At 65.7% G+C, this 17,712-nt stretch carries 18 protein-coding genes; 8 read left to right on the top strand and 10 right to left on the bottom strand.

Going from position 1 to position 17,712, the window contains the following annotated elements; translation table 11 throughout:
- Positions 1-362: 362 nt before the first annotated feature.
- Entirely contained in the window at positions 363-1,997 is a 1,635-nt protein-coding gene (locus tag P6U24_RS14750) for a thiamine pyrophosphate-requiring protein (RefSeq protein WP_407159814.1), read from the top strand.
- Between the two features lie 16 nt (positions 1,998-2,013).
- Here P6U24_RS14750 and P6U24_RS14745 read toward each other — a convergent pair whose 3' ends face one another.
- The 3 genes from P6U24_RS14745 to P6U24_RS14735 all read right to left on the bottom strand — a co-directional run bounded on the left by P6U24_RS14745 (position 2,014) and on the right by P6U24_RS14735 (position 5,104).
- A complete protein-coding gene (locus tag P6U24_RS14745) occupies positions 2,014-2,601 on the bottom strand; it encodes a hypothetical protein (protein WP_407159813.1) in 588 nt (195 codons plus the stop codon).
- A gap of 203 nt (positions 2,602-2,804) precedes the next feature.
- Positions 2,805-4,391: an MDR family MFS transporter gene (locus tag P6U24_RS14740; protein WP_407159812.1), complete on the bottom strand. Its 1,587-nt coding sequence runs from the start codon at positions 4,389-4,391 to the stop codon at positions 2,805-2,807.
- A gap of 200 nt (positions 4,392-4,591) precedes the next feature.
- On the bottom strand, positions 4,592-5,104 hold the full coding sequence (locus P6U24_RS14735; RefSeq protein ID WP_407159811.1) for a YcgN family cysteine cluster protein: 513 nt from the start codon (positions 5,102-5,104) through the stop codon (positions 4,592-4,594).
- Between the two features lie 289 nt (positions 5,105-5,393).
- Between P6U24_RS14735 and P6U24_RS14730 the strand changes: the two genes are divergently transcribed.
- From P6U24_RS14730 to P6U24_RS14715, 4 genes are all read left to right on the top strand, one after another.
- Positions 5,394-7,673 carry a transglycosylase domain-containing protein gene (locus tag P6U24_RS14730; RefSeq protein WP_407159810.1) on the top strand — a complete coding sequence of 760 codons (2,280 nt, stop codon included), beginning with the start codon at positions 5,394-5,396 and terminating at the stop codon, positions 7,671-7,673.
- A gap of 12 nt (positions 7,674-7,685) precedes the next feature.
- Positions 7,686-8,264 (top strand): DUF1214 domain-containing protein, encoded by a 579-nt coding sequence (locus tag P6U24_RS14725; RefSeq protein ID WP_407159809.1) that lies wholly within the window; start codon positions 7,686-7,688, stop codon positions 8,262-8,264.
- On the top strand, positions 8,261-8,845 hold the full coding sequence (locus tag P6U24_RS14720; protein WP_407159808.1) for a DUF1254 domain-containing protein: 585 nt from the start codon (positions 8,261-8,263) through the stop codon (positions 8,843-8,845). The genes P6U24_RS14725 and P6U24_RS14720 overlap by 4 nt, the downstream gene beginning before the upstream one ends.
- Positions 8,846-9,000: 155 nt before the next feature.
- Positions 9,001-9,510 carry a CYTH domain-containing protein gene (locus P6U24_RS14715; protein WP_407159807.1) on the top strand — a complete coding sequence of 170 codons (510 nt, stop codon included), beginning with the start codon at positions 9,001-9,003 and terminating at the stop codon, positions 9,508-9,510.
- A gap of 78 nt (positions 9,511-9,588) precedes the next feature.
- Here P6U24_RS14715 and P6U24_RS14710 read toward each other — a convergent pair whose 3' ends face one another.
- Both P6U24_RS14710 and P6U24_RS14705 read right to left on the bottom strand, forming a co-directional pair.
- Entirely contained in the window at positions 9,589-10,338 is a 750-nt protein-coding gene (locus P6U24_RS14710) for a hypothetical protein (protein ID WP_407160464.1), read from the bottom strand.
- Positions 10,339-10,367: 29 nt separating this feature from the next.
- Positions 10,368-10,556, bottom strand: coding sequence for a hypothetical protein (locus P6U24_RS14705; RefSeq protein WP_407159806.1), 189 nt, complete (start codon positions 10,554-10,556; stop codon positions 10,368-10,370).
- Positions 10,557-10,965: 409 nt separating this feature from the next.
- Between P6U24_RS14705 and P6U24_RS14700 the strand changes: the two genes are divergently transcribed.
- Positions 10,966-11,922 (top strand): DUF2336 domain-containing protein, encoded by a 957-nt coding sequence (locus P6U24_RS14700; protein WP_407159805.1) that lies wholly within the window; start codon positions 10,966-10,968, stop codon positions 11,920-11,922.
- 18 nt (positions 11,923-11,940) lie between these two features.
- Here P6U24_RS14700 and P6U24_RS14695 read toward each other — a convergent pair whose 3' ends face one another.
- From P6U24_RS14695 to P6U24_RS14685, 3 genes are read right to left on the bottom strand one after another with little or no spacing between them, the layout of a single operon-like run.
- Entirely contained in the window at positions 11,941-12,291 is a 351-nt protein-coding gene (locus P6U24_RS14695) for a DUF1491 family protein (protein ID WP_407159804.1), read from the bottom strand.
- Between the two features lie 54 nt (positions 12,292-12,345).
- Positions 12,346-13,029, bottom strand: a complete 684-nt coding sequence (locus P6U24_RS14690; protein WP_407159803.1) for a peptidoglycan-binding domain-containing protein — start codon at positions 13,027-13,029, stop codon at positions 12,346-12,348.
- Positions 13,022-14,851 carry a PAS domain-containing sensor histidine kinase gene (locus tag P6U24_RS14685; protein ID WP_407160463.1) on the bottom strand — a complete coding sequence of 610 codons (1,830 nt, stop codon included), beginning with the start codon at positions 14,849-14,851 and terminating at the stop codon, positions 13,022-13,024. The genes P6U24_RS14690 and P6U24_RS14685 overlap by 8 nt, the downstream gene beginning before the upstream one ends.
- A gap of 390 nt (positions 14,852-15,241) precedes the next feature.
- Between P6U24_RS14685 and P6U24_RS14680 the strand changes: the two genes are divergently transcribed.
- Positions 15,242-15,718 carry a DUF5330 domain-containing protein gene (locus tag P6U24_RS14680; protein WP_407159802.1) on the top strand — a complete coding sequence of 159 codons (477 nt, stop codon included), beginning with the start codon at positions 15,242-15,244 and terminating at the stop codon, positions 15,716-15,718.
- An 84-nt stretch (positions 15,719-15,802) separates the two neighbouring features.
- Positions 15,803-16,228 carry a SufE family protein gene (locus P6U24_RS14675; protein WP_407160462.1) on the top strand — a complete coding sequence of 142 codons (426 nt, stop codon included), beginning with the start codon at positions 15,803-15,805 and terminating at the stop codon, positions 16,226-16,228.
- A 13-nt stretch (positions 16,229-16,241) separates the two neighbouring features.
- On the opposite strand, the gene P6U24_RS14670 is transcribed toward P6U24_RS14675, so the two are convergent.
- Both P6U24_RS14670 and P6U24_RS14665 read right to left on the bottom strand, forming a co-directional pair.
- Complete coding sequence (locus P6U24_RS14670; RefSeq protein ID WP_407159801.1) at positions 16,242-16,658, bottom strand: MucR family transcriptional regulator; 417 nt, start codon at positions 16,656-16,658, stop codon at positions 16,242-16,244.
- A gap of 210 nt (positions 16,659-16,868) precedes the next feature.
- The gene (locus P6U24_RS14665; RefSeq protein WP_407159800.1) at positions 16,869-17,705 is read right to left on the bottom strand and encodes a hypothetical protein; all 837 of its coding nucleotides are present in this window, start codon (positions 17,703-17,705) and stop codon (positions 16,869-16,871) included.
- Positions 17,706-17,712 lie beyond the last annotated feature (7 nt).

Below are 17,712 nucleotides of genomic sequence, written 5' to 3'. Positions count from 1 at the left end.
CGCGCAATACCAGCTCCTCGCGGAACCCTCGGCGATCGGCTTGAACAATCCGTTAACTGAATCAGAGACACTCGGCCCCATCTCGCAAAAACCGCTCGCCGGAGCGAGTTCTTACCGTCAGGCTTCCGCCAAGTCTTTACCGCCAAGTCGGCATCGAGCCCGTCCTTCACCCGCCGCATTTGCGACCCACCGCACCGCCCCGCACAGCCCCTTGTGATGCAGGCCAAGACAGGCCCCAGCGGCGCTGCCCACGCATGGGCTGATGCGGCGGCAAGACTGTACCGACGCCCGCTTTCCTGATCCAATCGCCGCTCAGGCCGGGCACGACATCGGCCGCGACAGAGGATCGGGAGGATATCGCCATGAAGCTGGGCGCTGCGATCGCGGAGATCATGAAGCGGGAGGGCATCGAGATCCTCACCGGCTATCCCGTCAACCATCTCATCGAGTTTGCCGCGACAGCCGACATCCGTCCGGTGATGGTGCGGCAGGAGCGCATCGGCCTGCACATGGCGGATGCGATCTCGCGCGTCACGTCGGGGCGCAAGATCGGCGCGTTCTGCATGCAGCACGGCCCTGGCGCCGAGAATGCGATGGGCGGCGTCGCGCAGTGCTTCGGCGAGTCCGTCCCGGTGCTGGTGCTGCCGATGGGCTACGCGCGGCGGCTGTCGCATGTCGAGCCGAACTTCAACTCATCGCAGGCGATGCGGCCATTCGCCAAATCGGCAGAGCCGATCATCCTGGCCAGCGAGGTCTGCAACATCTTCCGCCGCGCCTTCACGAAGCTCAAGAACGGTCGCGGCGGTCCCGTGATCGTCGAGATCCCCTCCGACATGTGGAATGAGGAGGTACCGGAGCCGCTGAACTACACGCCCGTGCTGCGCACGCGCTCTGGCGCCGATCCGGTCCATGTCAAGGAGGCGGCCACGCTGCTGGTCGAGGCCAAGCGGCCGGTGATCTATGCCGGCCAAGGCGTGCACTATGCGCGCGCCTGGCCGCAACTGAAACGGCTCGCCGAGCGGCTGGCGATTCCCGTCACGACCAGCCTTGGCGGCAAGTCGTCGTTTCCGGAGACCCATCCGTTGTCGCTCGGCTCGGGCGGCCTCGCGGTGCCACGCGCCGTGCCGACGTTCCTCAAGGAGGCCGATGTCATCTTCGGCATCGGCTGCTCCTTCACCGAGACCAATTTCGGCATCGCGATGCCGAAGGGCAAAACCGTCATCCATGCCACGCTCGATCCCAACCATCTCAACAAGGATGTCGAAGCGGCGATCGGCCTCGTCGGCGATGCCGGGCTCGTGCTCGATGCGCTGCTCGCGGAGATCGAGACACGCGTGACCGCTGATCGCGATGTGTCCTCTGTCGCTGCCGAGATCGCCGCCGTCAACAAGCCATGGCTCGAGAAGTGGCTGCCGAAGCTGACCTCGAACGACGCTCCGCTCAGCCCCTATCGCGTGCTCTGGGACCTGCAGCACACCGTCGACATCGAGAACACTATCATCACCCATGATGCCGGCAGCCCGCGCGACCAGCTCTCGCCGTTCTGGAAGGCGGTCACGCCGCTGTCCTATCTCGGCTGGGGCAAGACCACGCAGCTCGGCTATGGGCTCGGACTTGCGATGGGCGCCAAGCTCGCCTGCCCGGACAAGCTCTGCATCAATGTCTGGGGCGATGCTGCGATCGGCTTCACAGGAATGGACTTCGAGACCGCCGTGCGCGAGCGCATCCCGATCCTGTCGATCCTGCTCAACAATTTCTCGATGGCGATCGAGCTGAAGGTGATGCCGGTCTCGACCGAGAAGTACCGCTCGACCGACATCTCCGGCGACTATGCCGCGATGGCCCGCGCCTTCGGCGGCTACGGCGAACGCATCACCAGGCCGGACGACATCGTGCCGGCGATCCGGCGCGGCATCGAAAAGACCAGGGAAGGCATTCCCGTGCTGCTCGAGTTCATCACCAGCAAGGAGACCGAGGTGTCGCGGCCTGGGACGTGAGGTCTCCCGAACGTCTCTACCAGCTACGCGGCTCCAGCCGGTATCGCAACGCCTCGTAGCGACCAGCGCGGCGCCGGCTCGGGGTGAGGCGCCGGAGCGTCAGGGCCATCTCGCGCAGCGCCGCCGCGGCGAAGATCGGCTTGGATGGCAGCGGCGCCAGCCGGGCGAGCAGCACGAATTTGGCGATCCCAGCGAGCAGATTGCCGTTGCCTGACGAGCGATCGTACCAGATCACGGCCTTCAGCCGGCTGATGCGATGTCGCCGCGCCTCGTAATGCTGGGCGAGCCAGAACTGCGCCTTCCAATTGCCCCGCGCCGCGAAGCTGCGCAGCTCCCGGTTGCCTCGGGGGACGTTACGAAGCTGCAGGAAGCGTGCCCGCTGAACCCCGGCCTCTTCCTCGCCGGACGCTGCGGCCCGCTCCAACCAGGTGCCGGCCGCCCCCAGGTTACGCGGCAGGAACTCGCCATGGACGTATTGCCAAGCGAGCGCAACCTGGGCCTCGACGTCGCCGCCGTCCGCCGCCACCATCAGATCCTGAACCCTGGACCGGCGCGTGGCGCGATCCTCGGCGTATTTCGCAAGTCCTATTCGCATCGACCGCATGGCCCCGGATTCCGTTCGGCCGATGCAATTATCCGGTCCGCGCTAAGCTGCCGTGAACCGAGGACCCCGATTTTCTACGGACGCGGTAAGCTTCCGTCGACGACGGCTCAGATGGGCGACGCGAGTAGATCTTCGAACACACGTCTTGATGGCACTACAGGACGAACGTCTTTTGCCCGGACAGCCCGAGAGGCGTGGGTCGCCTACTCCGCCATCTCCACCGCGGCCGGCCGCGCCGCAGGGCCGGCGAGCGGACGCTCCTCCATCAGGATCATGCAGACCGCCGCGCAGGCGAGCATCGCGGTAGCGGCGCCGAAGACATAGCGGAAGGCGTGGATCATCTCGGCGGATGCGATGCCGCTGACGGTGCCGCTCGCACCTTCGGCCAGCGAGATGTCGGCCCCGAGCACCATCAAGAGGATGGCGCCGAACGCCGCGACCGTGAAGGAGGACATCATGGCGCGGAAGAAGTTCATCGCACCGGTGATGGTGCCGATCTGCGAACGCGCGACCGCGTTCTGCAGCGACACCACCGAGATCGGAAATGCGGTGCCGAGCCCGATGCCGAACACCGAGAGCAGCAGCAAGAGCGTCCACAGCGACGGCGTGGTCACAGTCATCACCGCCGCGGCGATGGTGGCGATGACGGTGCCGATGATGGCGACGCGCTTGTAATGCTTGACGCGCGCCATGGTGCGGCCGGCCACGGCAGCGCCGAAGGTCGAGATCGCGGCCAGCGGAATGAGCCCGAGCCCGGCCTCGCTGGCTGAGAGGTGATGGACCACCTCATAATAAAGCGGCAGATAGACGGTGAGCCCGATCATGGCGCCGAGCGCGCAGCCGCTCGCCAGCAGGCCATAAGGCACCACGCTGCCGCCGATCAGCGACAGTGGCAGGAACGGCTCGTTGGCGCTCTTGGCGTGCCAGACAAAAGCGAGGCACAGCGCCACGCCGCTGCCGATCATCGCGAGCAGTGCGGGCGACAGCCACGGCAGGCGGTGACCGCCCCAGGTCAGCACCAGCATGAACACCACGGCCGATGCCATCAGCAGCACGCCGCCGAGCCAGTCGACCTTGCGCAGCCGGTGATAGACCGGAAGCCGCCCCATCTTCGGCAGCAGCAGCGCCAGCGCGGCGATCGCGAGCGGCAGGTTGATCCAGAAGATCATCGACCAGTGCAGATGGTCGGCGAAGAAGCCGCCGACCACCGGACCGAGCAGGCCCGCCACCAGCCAGACGGCGCTGAAATAGGCCTGGTACTGGCCCCGCTCGCGCGGGCTGACGACGTCCGAGATCACGGTCTGCACGACAGGCATGATGCCGCCGCCGCCCAGCCCCTGCAGGCCGCGCGCCAGGATCAGCACCGGCATGTTCGGCGCCAGCGCGCAGAGCACCGAGCCAGCGATGAACAGGCTGAGCGCGGTGATGATCATGGAGCGGCGGCCATAGATGTCGCAGAGCGTGCCGAACACCGGCGCCACCGCGGTGGAGGCCAAGAGATAAGCGGTGATGACCCAGGAGAGATTGGCAACATCCTGGAACTGGCGGCCGATGGTCGGCAGCGCGGTCGCCACGATGGTCTGGTCCAGCGCGGCCAGGAACATCGTCAGCAACAGGCTCATCAGGATGGTGCGGACCTCGGCAGGAGTCAGGGGCGACGGTCCCGCCAGCGGCGGGGCATCGCTGACGGCCTTCACCCGCGCTGGCAGGTGCGGCAGTTCCGAAGCGATCTCATCGGGCAGAGTTTCACTGGCGACAGCTCGGGCACGCTGCCGGTCGAATTTGTTCATGAGGAATGGCGTCGTTGAAAGCGCGTGGAAATAGCGTGGATTCGCTAATCTGACGTCAATCTAGGGAAGAAATGCCCTGTGCGGCAGCGGGTCCGGCGCATGGGTGCATCCCGCGATGCGTCCAACCGTCGCGGGGATGTGAGGGGATGTGAATTCTCGCTCGCCTGCTCGACACGCGCCTGCCGCGATGCGAACGGACCCTAGCGCGGCCGGCGCTTCAACCGGGCCCGCTTCGGCAGCAGCTGCGGCCACTGCACGATATGGTCCTCCAGCTCGTCATCTGGAACATTGTCCTCAGTGCCCTCGACCCGGCCGCGCACCGACACGCCGGCCTCATGCACCGTCTGGGGATCGCCCGAGATCAGCGGATGCCACCAATAGAGATCGCGCCCCTCGGCAACCAGCCGATAGCCGCAGCTCGGCGGCAGCCAGGTAATGGTGCGGACATTCTCAGGCGTCAGGCGAACGCAATCCGGCACCTGTTCGGACCGATTTGGGTAATCCTTGCAGGCGCATAGGCCGGCATCCAGAAGCCTGCAGGAGATGTGGGTGAAATAGATGTCGCCGGTGTCCTCGTCTTCCAGCTTTTCCAGGCAGCAGCGCCCGCAGCCGTCGCACAGGCTTTCCCATTCGGCGGTGGACATCTCCTCCAACGCCTTGGTTTTCCAGAAGGATCCCTCCTGTCCGGAGGGCCGTTTGAGCGGCGCGGTCATCAACGAGTCCTTAAGGAAGCGACGTGGCCGCCATCTAGTGTCCCGGCCCGCCCCGGCGCAAGCCCGAACGCGAGTTCCAGCATGCCGCAGCGCGTCAGCCGTGTGCATTAAATTGTGAGCAGCGCCATTGGTTTATGCCCCCTGCTCGGGTAGATAGGTTGAATCGTTCTCACGCCCGCGCCTTGGGTTTGCCGCAACATTCCATCAAGACGTTCGGCGCCACTTCGGGCCGGGCCGTTGAGCGCCTTTGACAGAGAGCTGACGGCTTTCGAAAACCACCAGGGTCTCCGTGCGCCAGATCATTCCAGACGATTGGAAACAGCGGCTCAATCATCTCCGCCTTGATCTCGATGCGCGGTTCGATTCGGCGCTGTTCTCCTCACTGCGCGGCAGCCGCGAGCTCTTTGAGCGCTACTCGGCGTTCATGGACCGCTTCTATGTCGGCGGCTGGAAGCGCTGGGTGTTCGTCGAGCCGTTCTCCGAAGCCGCCACCCTTGGACTCGGCGGGCTTGTCCTGCTGCTGGCGCTCGCGGTTCCGGCGTTCCGTGAAACCGCTGACGAGGACTGGCTGAAGAAGTCAGATCTCGCCGTGACCTTTCTCGACCGCTACGGCAATCCGATCGGCAGCCGCGGCATCAAGCATAACGACTCGATCCCGCTGGAAGACTTTCCGGACAATCTGATCAAGGCGACGCTGGCGACCGAAGATCGCCGCTTCTACGACCATTTCGGCATCGACTTTCCCGGCCTTGCGCGCGCGCTCGTCACCAACGCCCAGGCCGGCGGCGTGCGCCAGGGGGGCTCCTCGATCACCCAGCAGCTCGCCAAGAACCTGTTCCTGTCCAACGAGCGCACCATCGAGCGCAAGGTCAACGAGGCGTTCCTGGCGATCTGGCTGGAGACCCGGCTGACCAAGAACGAGATCCTCAAGCTCTATCTCGACCGCGCCTATATGGGCGGCGGCACTTTCGGCGTCGACGGCGCCGCGCATTTCTACTTCAACAAGTCGGTGCGCGACATCAATCTCGCGGAAGCCGCCATGCTGGCCGGCCTATTCAAGGCGCCGACCAAGTTCGCGCCCCACATCAACCTGCCGGCGGCGCGCGCCCGCGCCAACGTCGTGCTCGACAACCTGGTCGATGCCGGCTTCATGACCGAGGGCCAGGTGTTCGGCGCCCGCCGCAACCCGGCCTTCGCGGTCGACCGCCGCGACGAAAGCTCGCCGAATTATTTCCTCGACTATGCCTTCGACGAGATGCGCAAGCTCGTCGATACGTTCCCGAAGTCGTACACCGAGCGCGTGTTCGTGGTGCGGACCTCGATCGACATGAACGTGCAGCATGCGGCCGACGAGGCGATCGAGAGCGAGCTGCGGCAGTTCGGCCGCGACTATCACGCCACGCAGGCCGCGACCGTGGTTTCCGATCTCGACGGCGGCATCCGCGCCATGGTCGGCGGCCGCGATTACGGCGCCAGCCAGTTCAACCGCGCAGTCGATGCCTACCGGCAGCCGGGCTCGTCATTCAAGCCTTACGTCTACACGACAGCGCTACTGAACGGCTTCAAGCCGACCTCGACCATCGTCGACGGACCGGTCTGCATCGGCAATTGGTGCCCGCAGAACTATGGCCACTCCTATTCGGGCAAGGTGACGCTGACCGAGGCGATCACGCACTCGATCAACGTGGTGCCGGTCAAGCTGTCGATCGAGCTTGGCAAGCCGAACGGCCCCAAGGCCGGCCGCGCCAAGATCGTCGAGGTGGCGCGCCGGTTCGGCATCAAGGCGCCGCTGCCGGACACGCCCTCGCTGCCCATCGGCTCGGACGAGGTCACGGTGCTCGAACATGCGGTCGCCTACGCGACCTTCCCGAACCGGGGCAAGGCGGTGACGCCTCATGCTGTGCTGGAGGTGCGCACCGGCGCCGGCGACCTAGTCTGGCGCTGGGACCGCGACGGGCCGAAGCCGCGCCAGGCGATCCCCGCCTCGGTCGCCGCCGACATGGCGGGCATGATGAGCCATGTGGTCAGCGAGGGCACCGCACGGCGCGCCGCGCTCGACGGCATCCCGACCGCCGGCAAGACCGGCACCACCAATGCCTATCGCGACGCCTGGTTCGTCGGCTACACCGGCAACTTCACGTGCGCGGTGTGGTTCGGCAATGACGATTATTCGCCGACCAACCGCATGACCGGCGGCTCGCTGCCGGCGCAGACTTGGCACGACATCATGGTCGCCGCGCATCAAGGCGTGGAGGTCAAGGAATTGCCGGGCGTCGGCATGGGCGAGAAGCTGCCGAAGCCGAGTTCCTCCGAGGCGATGGCCCAGGCCGGCCAGCCGAAGACGCTGGAGATCAAGCCGGGACCGCCACCCGTGCTGACCCGGCGCGGCGCCGAGATCCTGGTGCAGGTCGAGAAGATGCTTGATGATGTGGCCCGCACCGCCAACAAGAGTGCGTCAGGCGATCAGCCGGCGCCGGCCAAGCCGGCCTCGTCGAGCGCGCTGGCATTCCCTGAGAATTATGCCGCGGCGACGGATGGCACTGCTAATCCAGCGTTACGCAAAAACTGATATCGGCGACCCGTGCGGCTGCTCTTCATCACCTTGATGACACTCCTGATCGCAACCGGCGTCGGCGTCGGAGCGACCTGGATCACGACCACCCGCGGCACCGAGTTCGGCACGCTGACGATCGGCGCCTGGACGGCGCGGCCGAAGACGGGCACCTCCGACGTCGATCCCTACGCGCGCGCCACCATCACCCGCAACGGCGAGCTGCCGATCGGCACCGGCGACGGCGTCGCCTTCACCGCCACCGCTGACGACAAGAAGAAGCCGCTCGACGGCCGCTGCGATGTCGTGGTCTCCGGCGTCACGCCGCCGGCGAGGTTCTGGACGCTGACCTTGTACGACAACAAGGGGCACCTGGTCGCCAACACGCTGCAGCGCTACGGCTTCACCAGTCAGGAGATCGTGCGCGGCGCCGACGGCACCTTCGAGATCCACATCGCCTCGCGCTCGCGCTCCGGCAACTGGCTGCCGACCGGCGGCATCGAACGTTATGCGTTGATGCTTCGCCTCTATGACACGCCGGTCGGGGTGGCGACGCGTACCCAGCGCGACGCGCCGATGCCCGCCATTGCGACGGTGGGCTGCCCATGATCCGGCTCGCCTTCACCATCATCGTTGGCGTGCTGCTCGGCGGCGTGGTCCATCTCGTCAGCGTGCTGGCGCTGCCGCGCATCGCAACGCAAGACGCCTATTCGCGCCTGACCCCGATGACCACGCTCAACACGGTGATACAGCTTCCGCTCGCCGAACCGGGCACCTCGCCGATGCCGTTCATGGACCCGGCCTTCGCGACCGCGATCTGCCGCTACGATCTGTCGGAGGGTCCGCTCAAGCTCACCGTGCCGGTGAGCCAGGCCTACACATCGGTGTCGTTCTATACCCGCAACGAGCTCGCCTACTATGCCATCAACGATCGTTCGGCAGGCAAGAAGGTGATCGAGCTCGACCTGATGACCGAGGCGCAGCACAACGAGCTGCCTGAGGACGAAGAGATCACCTCGGCGGACCGGCTGATCATCGACTCGCCGACCACGACAGGACTGATCGTGCTGAAGGCGCTCGCGCCCGAGCCTGGCCTGATGCCGCAGGCGCAGGCCTCGCTCAAAGCCGCGAGCTGCAGCGTGCAGACCGAGCCGCCGGCGAAAGCCGAGAAGCCGCGCGGCAAGCGGTAGGAGCTCTGGCCAGGATTTGAAGTGTGATGCCGTCGCGCGGGCATTTGTTACGCGATGATGACAGGGACGATCTTCATCATGCGATGCATCGCTGTTGCGGCCGCCCTTGCGGATGGCGTAAGCATGCGGGCCGTTGGTCGCCTTAGTCGTTGGTCATGCCTGTCGAAATCGAACGCAAGTTTCTGGTCAAGAATGACGCATGGCGAGCCCACGTCACCCACAGCGAACGATTACGGGATGGGCTGGTTGCACGCGAAGGCGATCTCAAGGTTCGTGTCCGCTGCTACGGCAACCGCACCACGCTCTGCGTGAAAAGCGGCCGGCAAGGTCTTGCACGCGAGGAATTCGAATACGAGATTCCGCGCGACCATGCCGAGGCGATCTTCGCCCACTGCACCGGGCGGATTCTCGAGAAGACCCGGCACTACGTTCCCGGACAAAGCGGGATCTGGGAGATCGACGTCTATCACGACGTGCTCGACGGCGTCGTCATCGCGGAGATCGAGCTGGACAGCGTATCTGCCACCGTCCATCTGCCGGAGTGGATCGGCGAGGAAGTCACCGGCGATCCGCGCTACAGCAAGACCAACATGCTGGATGCGCGCATGCGCGGGCCGTGCAAACCGACGCCGCGCAGCCCCTGTGAAATTCTAGCGGTCACGTAGCCCGCGTGAGCGAAGCGACACGCGGGGAGCCAAGACCCGGATGTCGCTTCGCTTATCCGGGCTACGGCAGCAATAATTTCACCCCCGCGTGGTCAGCGGCCGCTCGATGACGGGCCTTGCTGCGACCGGCGGATTCGCGGTCTGCGCGGCGAGCTCGCCGATCAACCGGTCCGCGTCCGCCGCGATCGGATCGGGCGCCTGTAGCACCAGCCGCTCGAGTGCCCAGCGATAGGACGAGACGCGCTGCTCCAGGCTGATCTGCACCCACTGCACGATCAGCGAGTTCTCCTGCATGCGCGCGACGGCGTCCGCCTTCTCGCGCGGCGAGATTTCCGACATGTAATGCATGCTCGCTTGGCGCTTGCGGTCGAGTTCGAGGACGCGGATCGCGGACGCAAAGAACGGCTCGAAGCGCGTGATATCGTCGCGCACGTCGTCGATGAGCTGCGAATAGCGCGAGGCGTGCGAGCGATGTGGCTCGTCGATCAGCGCACGGCCATAGGCCGTACGGTCGAACACCACCTTCTGCCGCCACGGTGAAGGCGACGGCTGATAGTCGCCGAACACGCTCTTCCAAGCGGGGCGCGAATGCGGCGGCTCGATCAGCGGATAGGCGAGATCGCGCAGCTGGCGCTCGCCGTCGGTCAATTGGAACTGCGATGGCGGCACGCCGACGCTGGCGGTCGCTTCCTGACCGATCCATTTGTGCATGTCGTCATTGCGGAAGTCGGCACGCGTGCGTCCGAAATCGCCTCCGCTGCAGGCTGCGAGCATCGCGCCAACGGCCAAGAGCGCGAGGACCGGCACGAGACGCCGGACCGGGACCATGATGTCCGGCATTCCCATTCCGCCTCTCGTCAGCGACGCCGGCGGCGGCGGCTCGCAGCCGCACCCTCGCGCGGCCCGCGATCGTCATTCGTGGTGGTGGTTTCGCGCTCGATCCGCACCACCGGCAGGATCACGATCGTGCCCATCGTCTCCTGCGGTGTGCCCGCGCGCGAGCGCCGCAGCGCTGCATTCGCCGGAAATTCAATGATGGTTGCCATGTCAGTTCTCTTTTGTGCGCGAAGTTTGTGACTCTTGCAGACCCCTGTGCACGAACTTCGCGGGCAAAGGGCACTCACAACTGACGTTCCCGGTGCCACCTCGACCTCACGTCAGGACTCAGAACGTGCGGCACCCTCACCTGCGAGAACTCAAATCCATTGTGCTGATCGCGACTGTGATCTGGGTCTCTCATGCCGGCGATTAAGATCAGGGCATGGTTAACGGCAACTTAATTTGGCAACCCGGTGCCCTGGGCGCGGCGCAGGCCCCGTGGAGATCGCGCGTATCCGTTGCGTCTTTGTCTCACCGGGAATTCTCGGCCGATCTTCACCGATTGTTTTCCTTAACGAGCTGTTAAAACAACTTGGGGTATGTTGACGCTATCACTGCCGAAGTTGCGTACCCGACATGACGACATCACCGCCCTTTCCCGGCTTTGACGGGTTGCTGTCGCTCTCGCGCCGCGAGGGTGTCGACATCAGACCGACGCTGCTGCGCGTGCTGACGGACCTCTACGTGCAGACGCAGGCGCATTCCGCCGACGAGGAACGGCAGTTTATCGAGCTGACCTCGCGCCTGATCGACGAGGTTGACGACGCAACCCGCGCCGCCGTGCGCGGACGGCTCGCCATCTATCCCGCCGCGCCAGTCATGATCCTGCGCAAGCTCGGCCTGCGCCCCGCGCTCGACAATCAGCCGATGCCGCTGGCCGCCCCGCTGCCGGCAGAGCTTTTGCCGCAAGCCGTCCATGAGCCGCTTCCCGCCGCAGCCGGCCTGTCGATGCAGCCAAAGGATGCGGCCGAACTTGCCGAGATGTTCTTCCGCGCCGCCTCGAGCGAGCGCGTCGCCATTCTGCACAATCTGGCTAGCACGCCGCTCAAGCCGGCGACCCGGATTCCGCGTGAGCGCGCGGCGCACGCTGTCGACGCGCTGCAGATGGCGGCATTCATTTCCGACATCGAGATCTTCACCAACGAGCTTGGCGAGAGCCTGATCCTGGCGCAGCGGATCGCGGAGCAGATCGTGGAGGATGCCAGCGGCGAGGCGCTTGCCTGCGCGCTCAAGGCGCTCGATATGCCGGGCGCGGTGTTCGAGCGCGTGCTGCTGTTTCTCAAGCCGGAGGTCGGTCAATCCGTCCATGCCGTGTTTCGGCTGTCGCGCTTCTATCACCGCCTGAGCGGGCACGCCGCGCTGATCATGCTGGCGGCTTGGCGCGGTGCGGCGATGGCAAGCGCGGCGCGGCCCAAGCATCGTCCCGCGCTCTATGACGACGAGCGTCAGCGCGCCCGCGGCGCGGCCCGGTCGCCGTCGCCGGCAGCGCCCGGCCACGTCGCCCGCACCGGTACCGACGGCTACAAGCGCTGAGAGACGCCGCGTGTTGCTTCAGCCGAGATCGCGCACGATCTCGAGGAAGTGACGGCCTTCCTTGTCCTCCGTCTCGATGATCCAGGCATCGGGATCGAAACGAAGCTCCTTGGCGAGCCGTTCCTCGACCGCGCTCTCTGCGATCGGCTGCGGCGACATCGGCACGAAGAAGCGCTCGACCGGCCGGCTGTCGTCATAGAGCGATTGCGGCGCCGGCGCATAGAGCTGCGCCATGCCGTTCATCAGCGCGACCTTGACGAATACCGCTCCGCCTTCGTCCGCGCCGCGTCGGCGCACCGCGCCGAACACGCCCGCGCCCTGGCAGCGGCGCAGATAGGCTGCAACCCATAGGCTGGTCTTCAATCGCATCGGACAGCATCACGCCACCAAGGGCGCCAGTCGGGAGTGGAGACAGGCCCTGCTCTAGTCGATCGGATGACCGATGACAATCGCGAGCTCGCGCACCAGGCGGTCCGAGACCTGCCCGGTGACCGGCAGCTTGCGTTCGCGCTCGAACTTCTGAATCGCCGCCTGCGTGTCTGGGCCGATCATGCCGGTCGGCTTCAACTGGCCATAACCGTAGTCGGTCAACGCGCGCTGGACCGCCGCGACGCGGCGCGCACCGCCACTCTGGGCCGCGGTCGGCTGCGGCCGCGCCGCCGCGCTTTGCCCGCCGCTGATGGACTTGACGAGATCGGCCAGCGGATCGGCATATCTCTGATCCGCTCCTCGCCCATCCGCGCTCTTGGTCTCGGCTGCTTTCGCATCCGCCGATCTGGTCTCGATCGCCTTCGGATCGAACGGCGAGACATCGGCCTCGATCGGGCGGGGCCGCGGCAGCGGATTCGCCGCAGGCAGCGTCGTCGGCATCGCCACGAAGGAGCCGAACATCGGCGCCGGATGTGGTCCCGACTGCAGGTACAAGGCATTGACGATGATGGCGCTCGCCGCGGCAAGGCCGAGCAATCCGGCGACCAGATCCTTCGGACTGTAGAGCAGCGCGCGCATCACCAGGCCGCGCTTGTCCGCAACCTCCACCTTGGCGGTGGCACCTGCTCGCCGTCTCCGGCGGGGCGCGCCATCATCGTCTGCGGCTCGTCTAGGCACTCTTCTTCACCTGCAACGCCTGGCCCTCGGCCGCAGTGCGCAACGACGGCGTCAGCGGCGTGATATTGTTGCCGGCTTTGCCGTCCGGCCCGGCGGGGTTGAGCGGCAATGCAACGGTCACCGTCGTTCCCTCATCGAGCTTGCTTTGTATCGACATTTCACCTGCGTGCAAGCGCACGAGGCTCTTGACGATCGACAGGCCGAGACCGGTTCCTTCCTGACGGCGCTGATAGGTTTTGCCGGCCTGGAAGAACGGATCGCCGATCCGCTTGAGATCGTCGACGGCAATGCCGACGCCGGTGTCGCTGACCCGCAGGATCAGTTGCGCGCCCTCGATGCCGGCAGCCACCATCACCTTGCCGCCGCGCTCGGTGAACTTGATCGCGTTGGAAACGAGGTTGAGCACGATCTGCTTGAACGCGCGCGGATCGCCCGTGATATCAGGCAAATCCTGCGGCGCATCGGCGGACAGATCAATGCCGTTTTCCCGCGCCCGCAAGGCCAGCAGGTTGCAGCAATTGATCAGCGCCGCGCGCGGCGCGAACGGCTCGGGCACGATCTCGAAATTGCCTGATTCCATTTTCGACATGTCGAGAATGCCGTTGACCACCGAAAGCAGATGCTGACCGGAATCGTTGATCAATTGGGCATATTCACGGCGACGTGCTGCGCTCAGCATCAGCGACTGCTCCTGCACCAGCATTTCGGAGAAGCCGATGATCGCATTGAGCGGCGTGCGCAGCTCATGGCTCACGGTGGCGAGGAAGCGCGTCTTGGCCGCATCGGCGCGCTCGGCAGCGCTGCGCGCGAGCTCGAGCGCCTGCTCCTGCTGCTTGCGGTCGGTGACGTTGCGGATGACCGCGACGACCTCGGCTTCGGCATCGCCGGCCACCTGCCCTGCCCGCTCCAGCGGCCGGCAGCGCATCTCGACCCAGATGAAATCGACCGGCGGATGCGAGCTGCGCAAATCGTTCGGCAGATCGCGGCGTAGGCGGAATTCGACGCTGGACGCGGTGTTGCCGCGCGCGGCTTCCGCCAATGCGGTGAGATAGGCCGGACGGTCCGCGACATGGACGCGCTCGAACAGGCCGTGGCCGTGAAGCTGCGCAGCCGGCGCACCGAGCAGGCTTTCGGCGGCCGGCGAGATGAACATCACGGCGCCGTTGCGGCGATGACGCGAGATCACATCGCTCATGTTGAGCGCCAGCAGCCGATAGCGCTCCTCTTCCATCGACAGCAGCGAGATGCTGGTGCGCGCAAGCGCGTCGGCGGCGAACGCCAGCACCGACGCATAGAGCGTTGCGGACGCGACGCCGAACGCGGCGAGCGCCGCGCGCAACGCCGGATGGGCGTCGGGCGGCGGCAGCAGCCCGGCATGCGCGATCAGGATCAGTGCGCCCAAGCAGCCGAGCGTCAGCAGCGCTGCGAAAACCACCACGCGCCGCGAGGCCGAAAGCGCAGCCTCCAATGGCACGACGATCAGCCACACCGCGGCGAACGACTCGATGCCGCCGGTCTCGATCGCGAGCGCGACGATCAAAGCCGAGAGCGCCAGCGAGGACAGCGCATAGGCCAGCTCGTAGCGGCCGGTCCGGGACAAGAACCAAGACAGCAAGATCGGCGCGATCAGCCACGCCATCGCGCCGACCTCGAGCGCACTCGGCGCGCCGCGCATGGCAAGATAGGCCGGAAACACCGCGAAGGCAGCGAGGCTGCCGAACAGCCTTGGCGCAATGAACGCCCGGTGGCGTGCGCGTGTCAGCGCATCTGTTCGAGCCGACGGATGCAGAAGCGCATCGAGACAATCGCGGATGATACTCAACACAATCACGGCTCTCGCGCCGCGGCTCTGATCGTTCTTAGCAAGAACGTGCCGGGCGCCCCTTTCGTCGCGGGACACCGTGTCAGAACCGCATTAAACGAACGCTAAGCCCTTGGCCTCCGGACCTGCGGCATTCGGCCGGGATGGTGAATGCAAAGTTTCCGCAGCGCGTCGTCGGCGCCAAGCAGGCAGAGCAAAGAAACCGTTCCCCGTCCTGGCTCCGCTCGCATCAAGCAAAAATTTACGAACGAAAAATTCAATCGCGGGCTTGGCAGGTTCTCAGCCAATTAAGCTCACAGCAAGCACTTGAGCCGTACAAAGAGGACCGAGTTACCGGTTGGCTGCGGATGTCACGCAGCGCAGTTGCGTAAAGACGATCGGGGTTGCGTCATGTTCTTTCTGCTTCGCATGGCATTCTGGCTTGGGCTGGTGCTGGTGTTGTTGCCGCGGGACAAGACGCCTGAGACCGCCAAGCTGCCGCAGATCAATGCGCAGGAAGCCGTGCAGGCCGCGACTGCGGCTGTCTCCGATATGAGCCAGTTCTGCAAGCGCCAGCCGCAGGCCTGCGACGTCGGCGGCCAGGCCGCCACCGTGATCGGCCACCGCGCCGCCGAGGGCGCACGCAAGGTCTATCAGATCATCACCGACAAGCCGCCGGAGACGACGGACAAGATCGGCGGCGCCGAGAAGCTGATCGGCCCGGTCAAGCCGGCCGCCACCGACAAGCGCGCCCCGGATCATACCGGCTCGATCGATGAGCCCCAGGTCGCCCAGATAACGCCCGGCGAGGCGCCTGCCGATACCCTGTCGTCGGAGGATCTCGCCGCCGAATGGCATCTGCCACCGGCGCAGACGCAGACCCCCTGACGGGCGCCATCTCGCGCAGTTCCAATATCGCTTTCGTCCGTCCGCAATCCCATATAGAGGGAGACGGACAGAACGATGAGCATCATGACGATCGACGAGATCCGCGAGAATTTTGCGCTACTGGACGACTGGGACGACCGGTACCGGTATGTCATCGAGCTCGGCCGGTCGCTGGCGCCGATGCCCGAGGCCGAGCATTCGGCCGAGAACAAGGTGCAGGGCTGCACCAGCCAGGTCTGGCTGTCGAAACATGTCGACTGCAGCGGCGAGGAACCGGTCCTGAACTATCTCGGGGACAGCGACGCCCACATCGTGCGGGGCCTGGTTGCGATCCTGCTCACGCTGTATTCCGGGCGCACGCCGCGGGACATTCTCGAGATCGACGCGCCTTCCGTGTTCGAGGAATTCGGCTTTCGCGAGCATCTGACGCCGCAGCGCTCCAACGGCCTGCGCTCGATGGTGGAGCGCATCCGCACCGACGCGCGCGAGGCCTTGGCGGAAGCATCGTAACGCGCGGGTCGCATTACTTGCCGCGCTCGGGGCGCTGCTGCCCCAATCCCATTTTCTTGGCGAGCTGCGAGCGCGTCACCGCGTAGTTCGGCGCGACCATCGGATAGTCCGGCGGCAGGTTCCATTTGTCGCGGTACTGCTCGGGCGTCATGTTGTATTGCGTGCGCAGATGCCGCCGCAGCGACTTGAAACGTTTTCCATCTTCCAGGCACACCAGATAGTCCGGATGAACGGATTTCTTCACCGGCACCGCCGGCTTGGCCGGCTCGGGCGTCGTTTCCGGACGGCCGTTCGCCACCCGCTGCAGCGCTGCGTGCACCTGGCTGATCAGGTTCGGAATCTCGGCGGCCGGCGTCGGATTGTTGCTCAGATAGGCCGACACGATGTTGGCGGTGAGATCGATGAAGCTCTTGCCCGCACCCTCTGACATGGACACCTCGTCGCCGCCGGAGCGTCCCCGGCGCCAAGTATCACGCCGCGCGAATACCTGACGTGGACTTGCGGCCGTCAAACATATGCGCCGGGAACCGGCGCACTGACAAGAAGATCGAAACGATCATCTCGGGAATGTGCAGCTCGCCCAAGTAGATTGCGATGACGGCGATCTGATCCGGATCAGCGGATCTTGCTCGACCGTAGCTCAGCCGCGCTGGTCGAGATGCGTGCGCAACTCGGCGATCGAATTGAAGCGCATCATGCCCTCGGGCATCTGCGCCTCGATCGAGCCGTCGGAATAGAGCGAATAGGCCATGCCATCGACCACGCCCGATTTGACAACGGTCACCTCAGGGGTCTCGCTGCCACGCTGCGGCGGCTCCGGCTCGTTGAAAGCGGGCGCCGCACGCGCCGGCCGGCGCAGCGGCGGCGGTTCTTGCGAGCGCATCCGCTCCGGCTTCGGCCAGCTGGCCTCGAACGGCGGCGGCTGGATCGGCTCCGGCGCGGGCGGCTCGCTCATCGGCGAGCTCCGGAACTCGGCAGCCAGCGGATCAGTCGCGCGCTTCTCGCCCCGCTCGCGGTCCCGGCGGAGCGAGCTCTCGAACAGCAGGTTGCGCTTGGGTCGCGCTGCCTGCTCCCGCTCGCCGAGCGGCGGCGGCTCGCGCTCCGGCTCGGGCAATGGTGGCGCCAGCTCCGCCTGCCGGCCACGGCCGCGTGTCGGTCCGCCACTGACCAAGAGCTCATCGAGCGGCGGCGCCGCCGTGACGTTGGTCACCCCGCGCGGCTCGCTCTCGCCGGGCAAATCCAATGCCTTGGAACCCGGGTCGCCTGCGACCTGCAGTCGCAGCCTATGGGAAATGACCTTGAGCTCGCCCAGCACGGCGGACAATCCGAGCAGGATCAGGCCGGTGCACACGCCGATCGTGCCCGACAGGATCATCGTGTTGCCGAAGCTGAATTCCTTGACCGGAATACCGAGAGCGATCGCTCCGAGCCCCGCAAGCGCGGCGACGGCCCCGGCAATCAACATGGCGCTCATCATCCAACCC

The organism is Bradyrhizobium sp. STM 3557, assembly GCF_045571465.1.
Taxonomy (GTDB): Bacteria; Pseudomonadota; Alphaproteobacteria; order Rhizobiales; family Xanthobacteraceae; genus Bradyrhizobium.
This window is presented reverse-complemented; position numbering and strand designations above follow the sequence as displayed.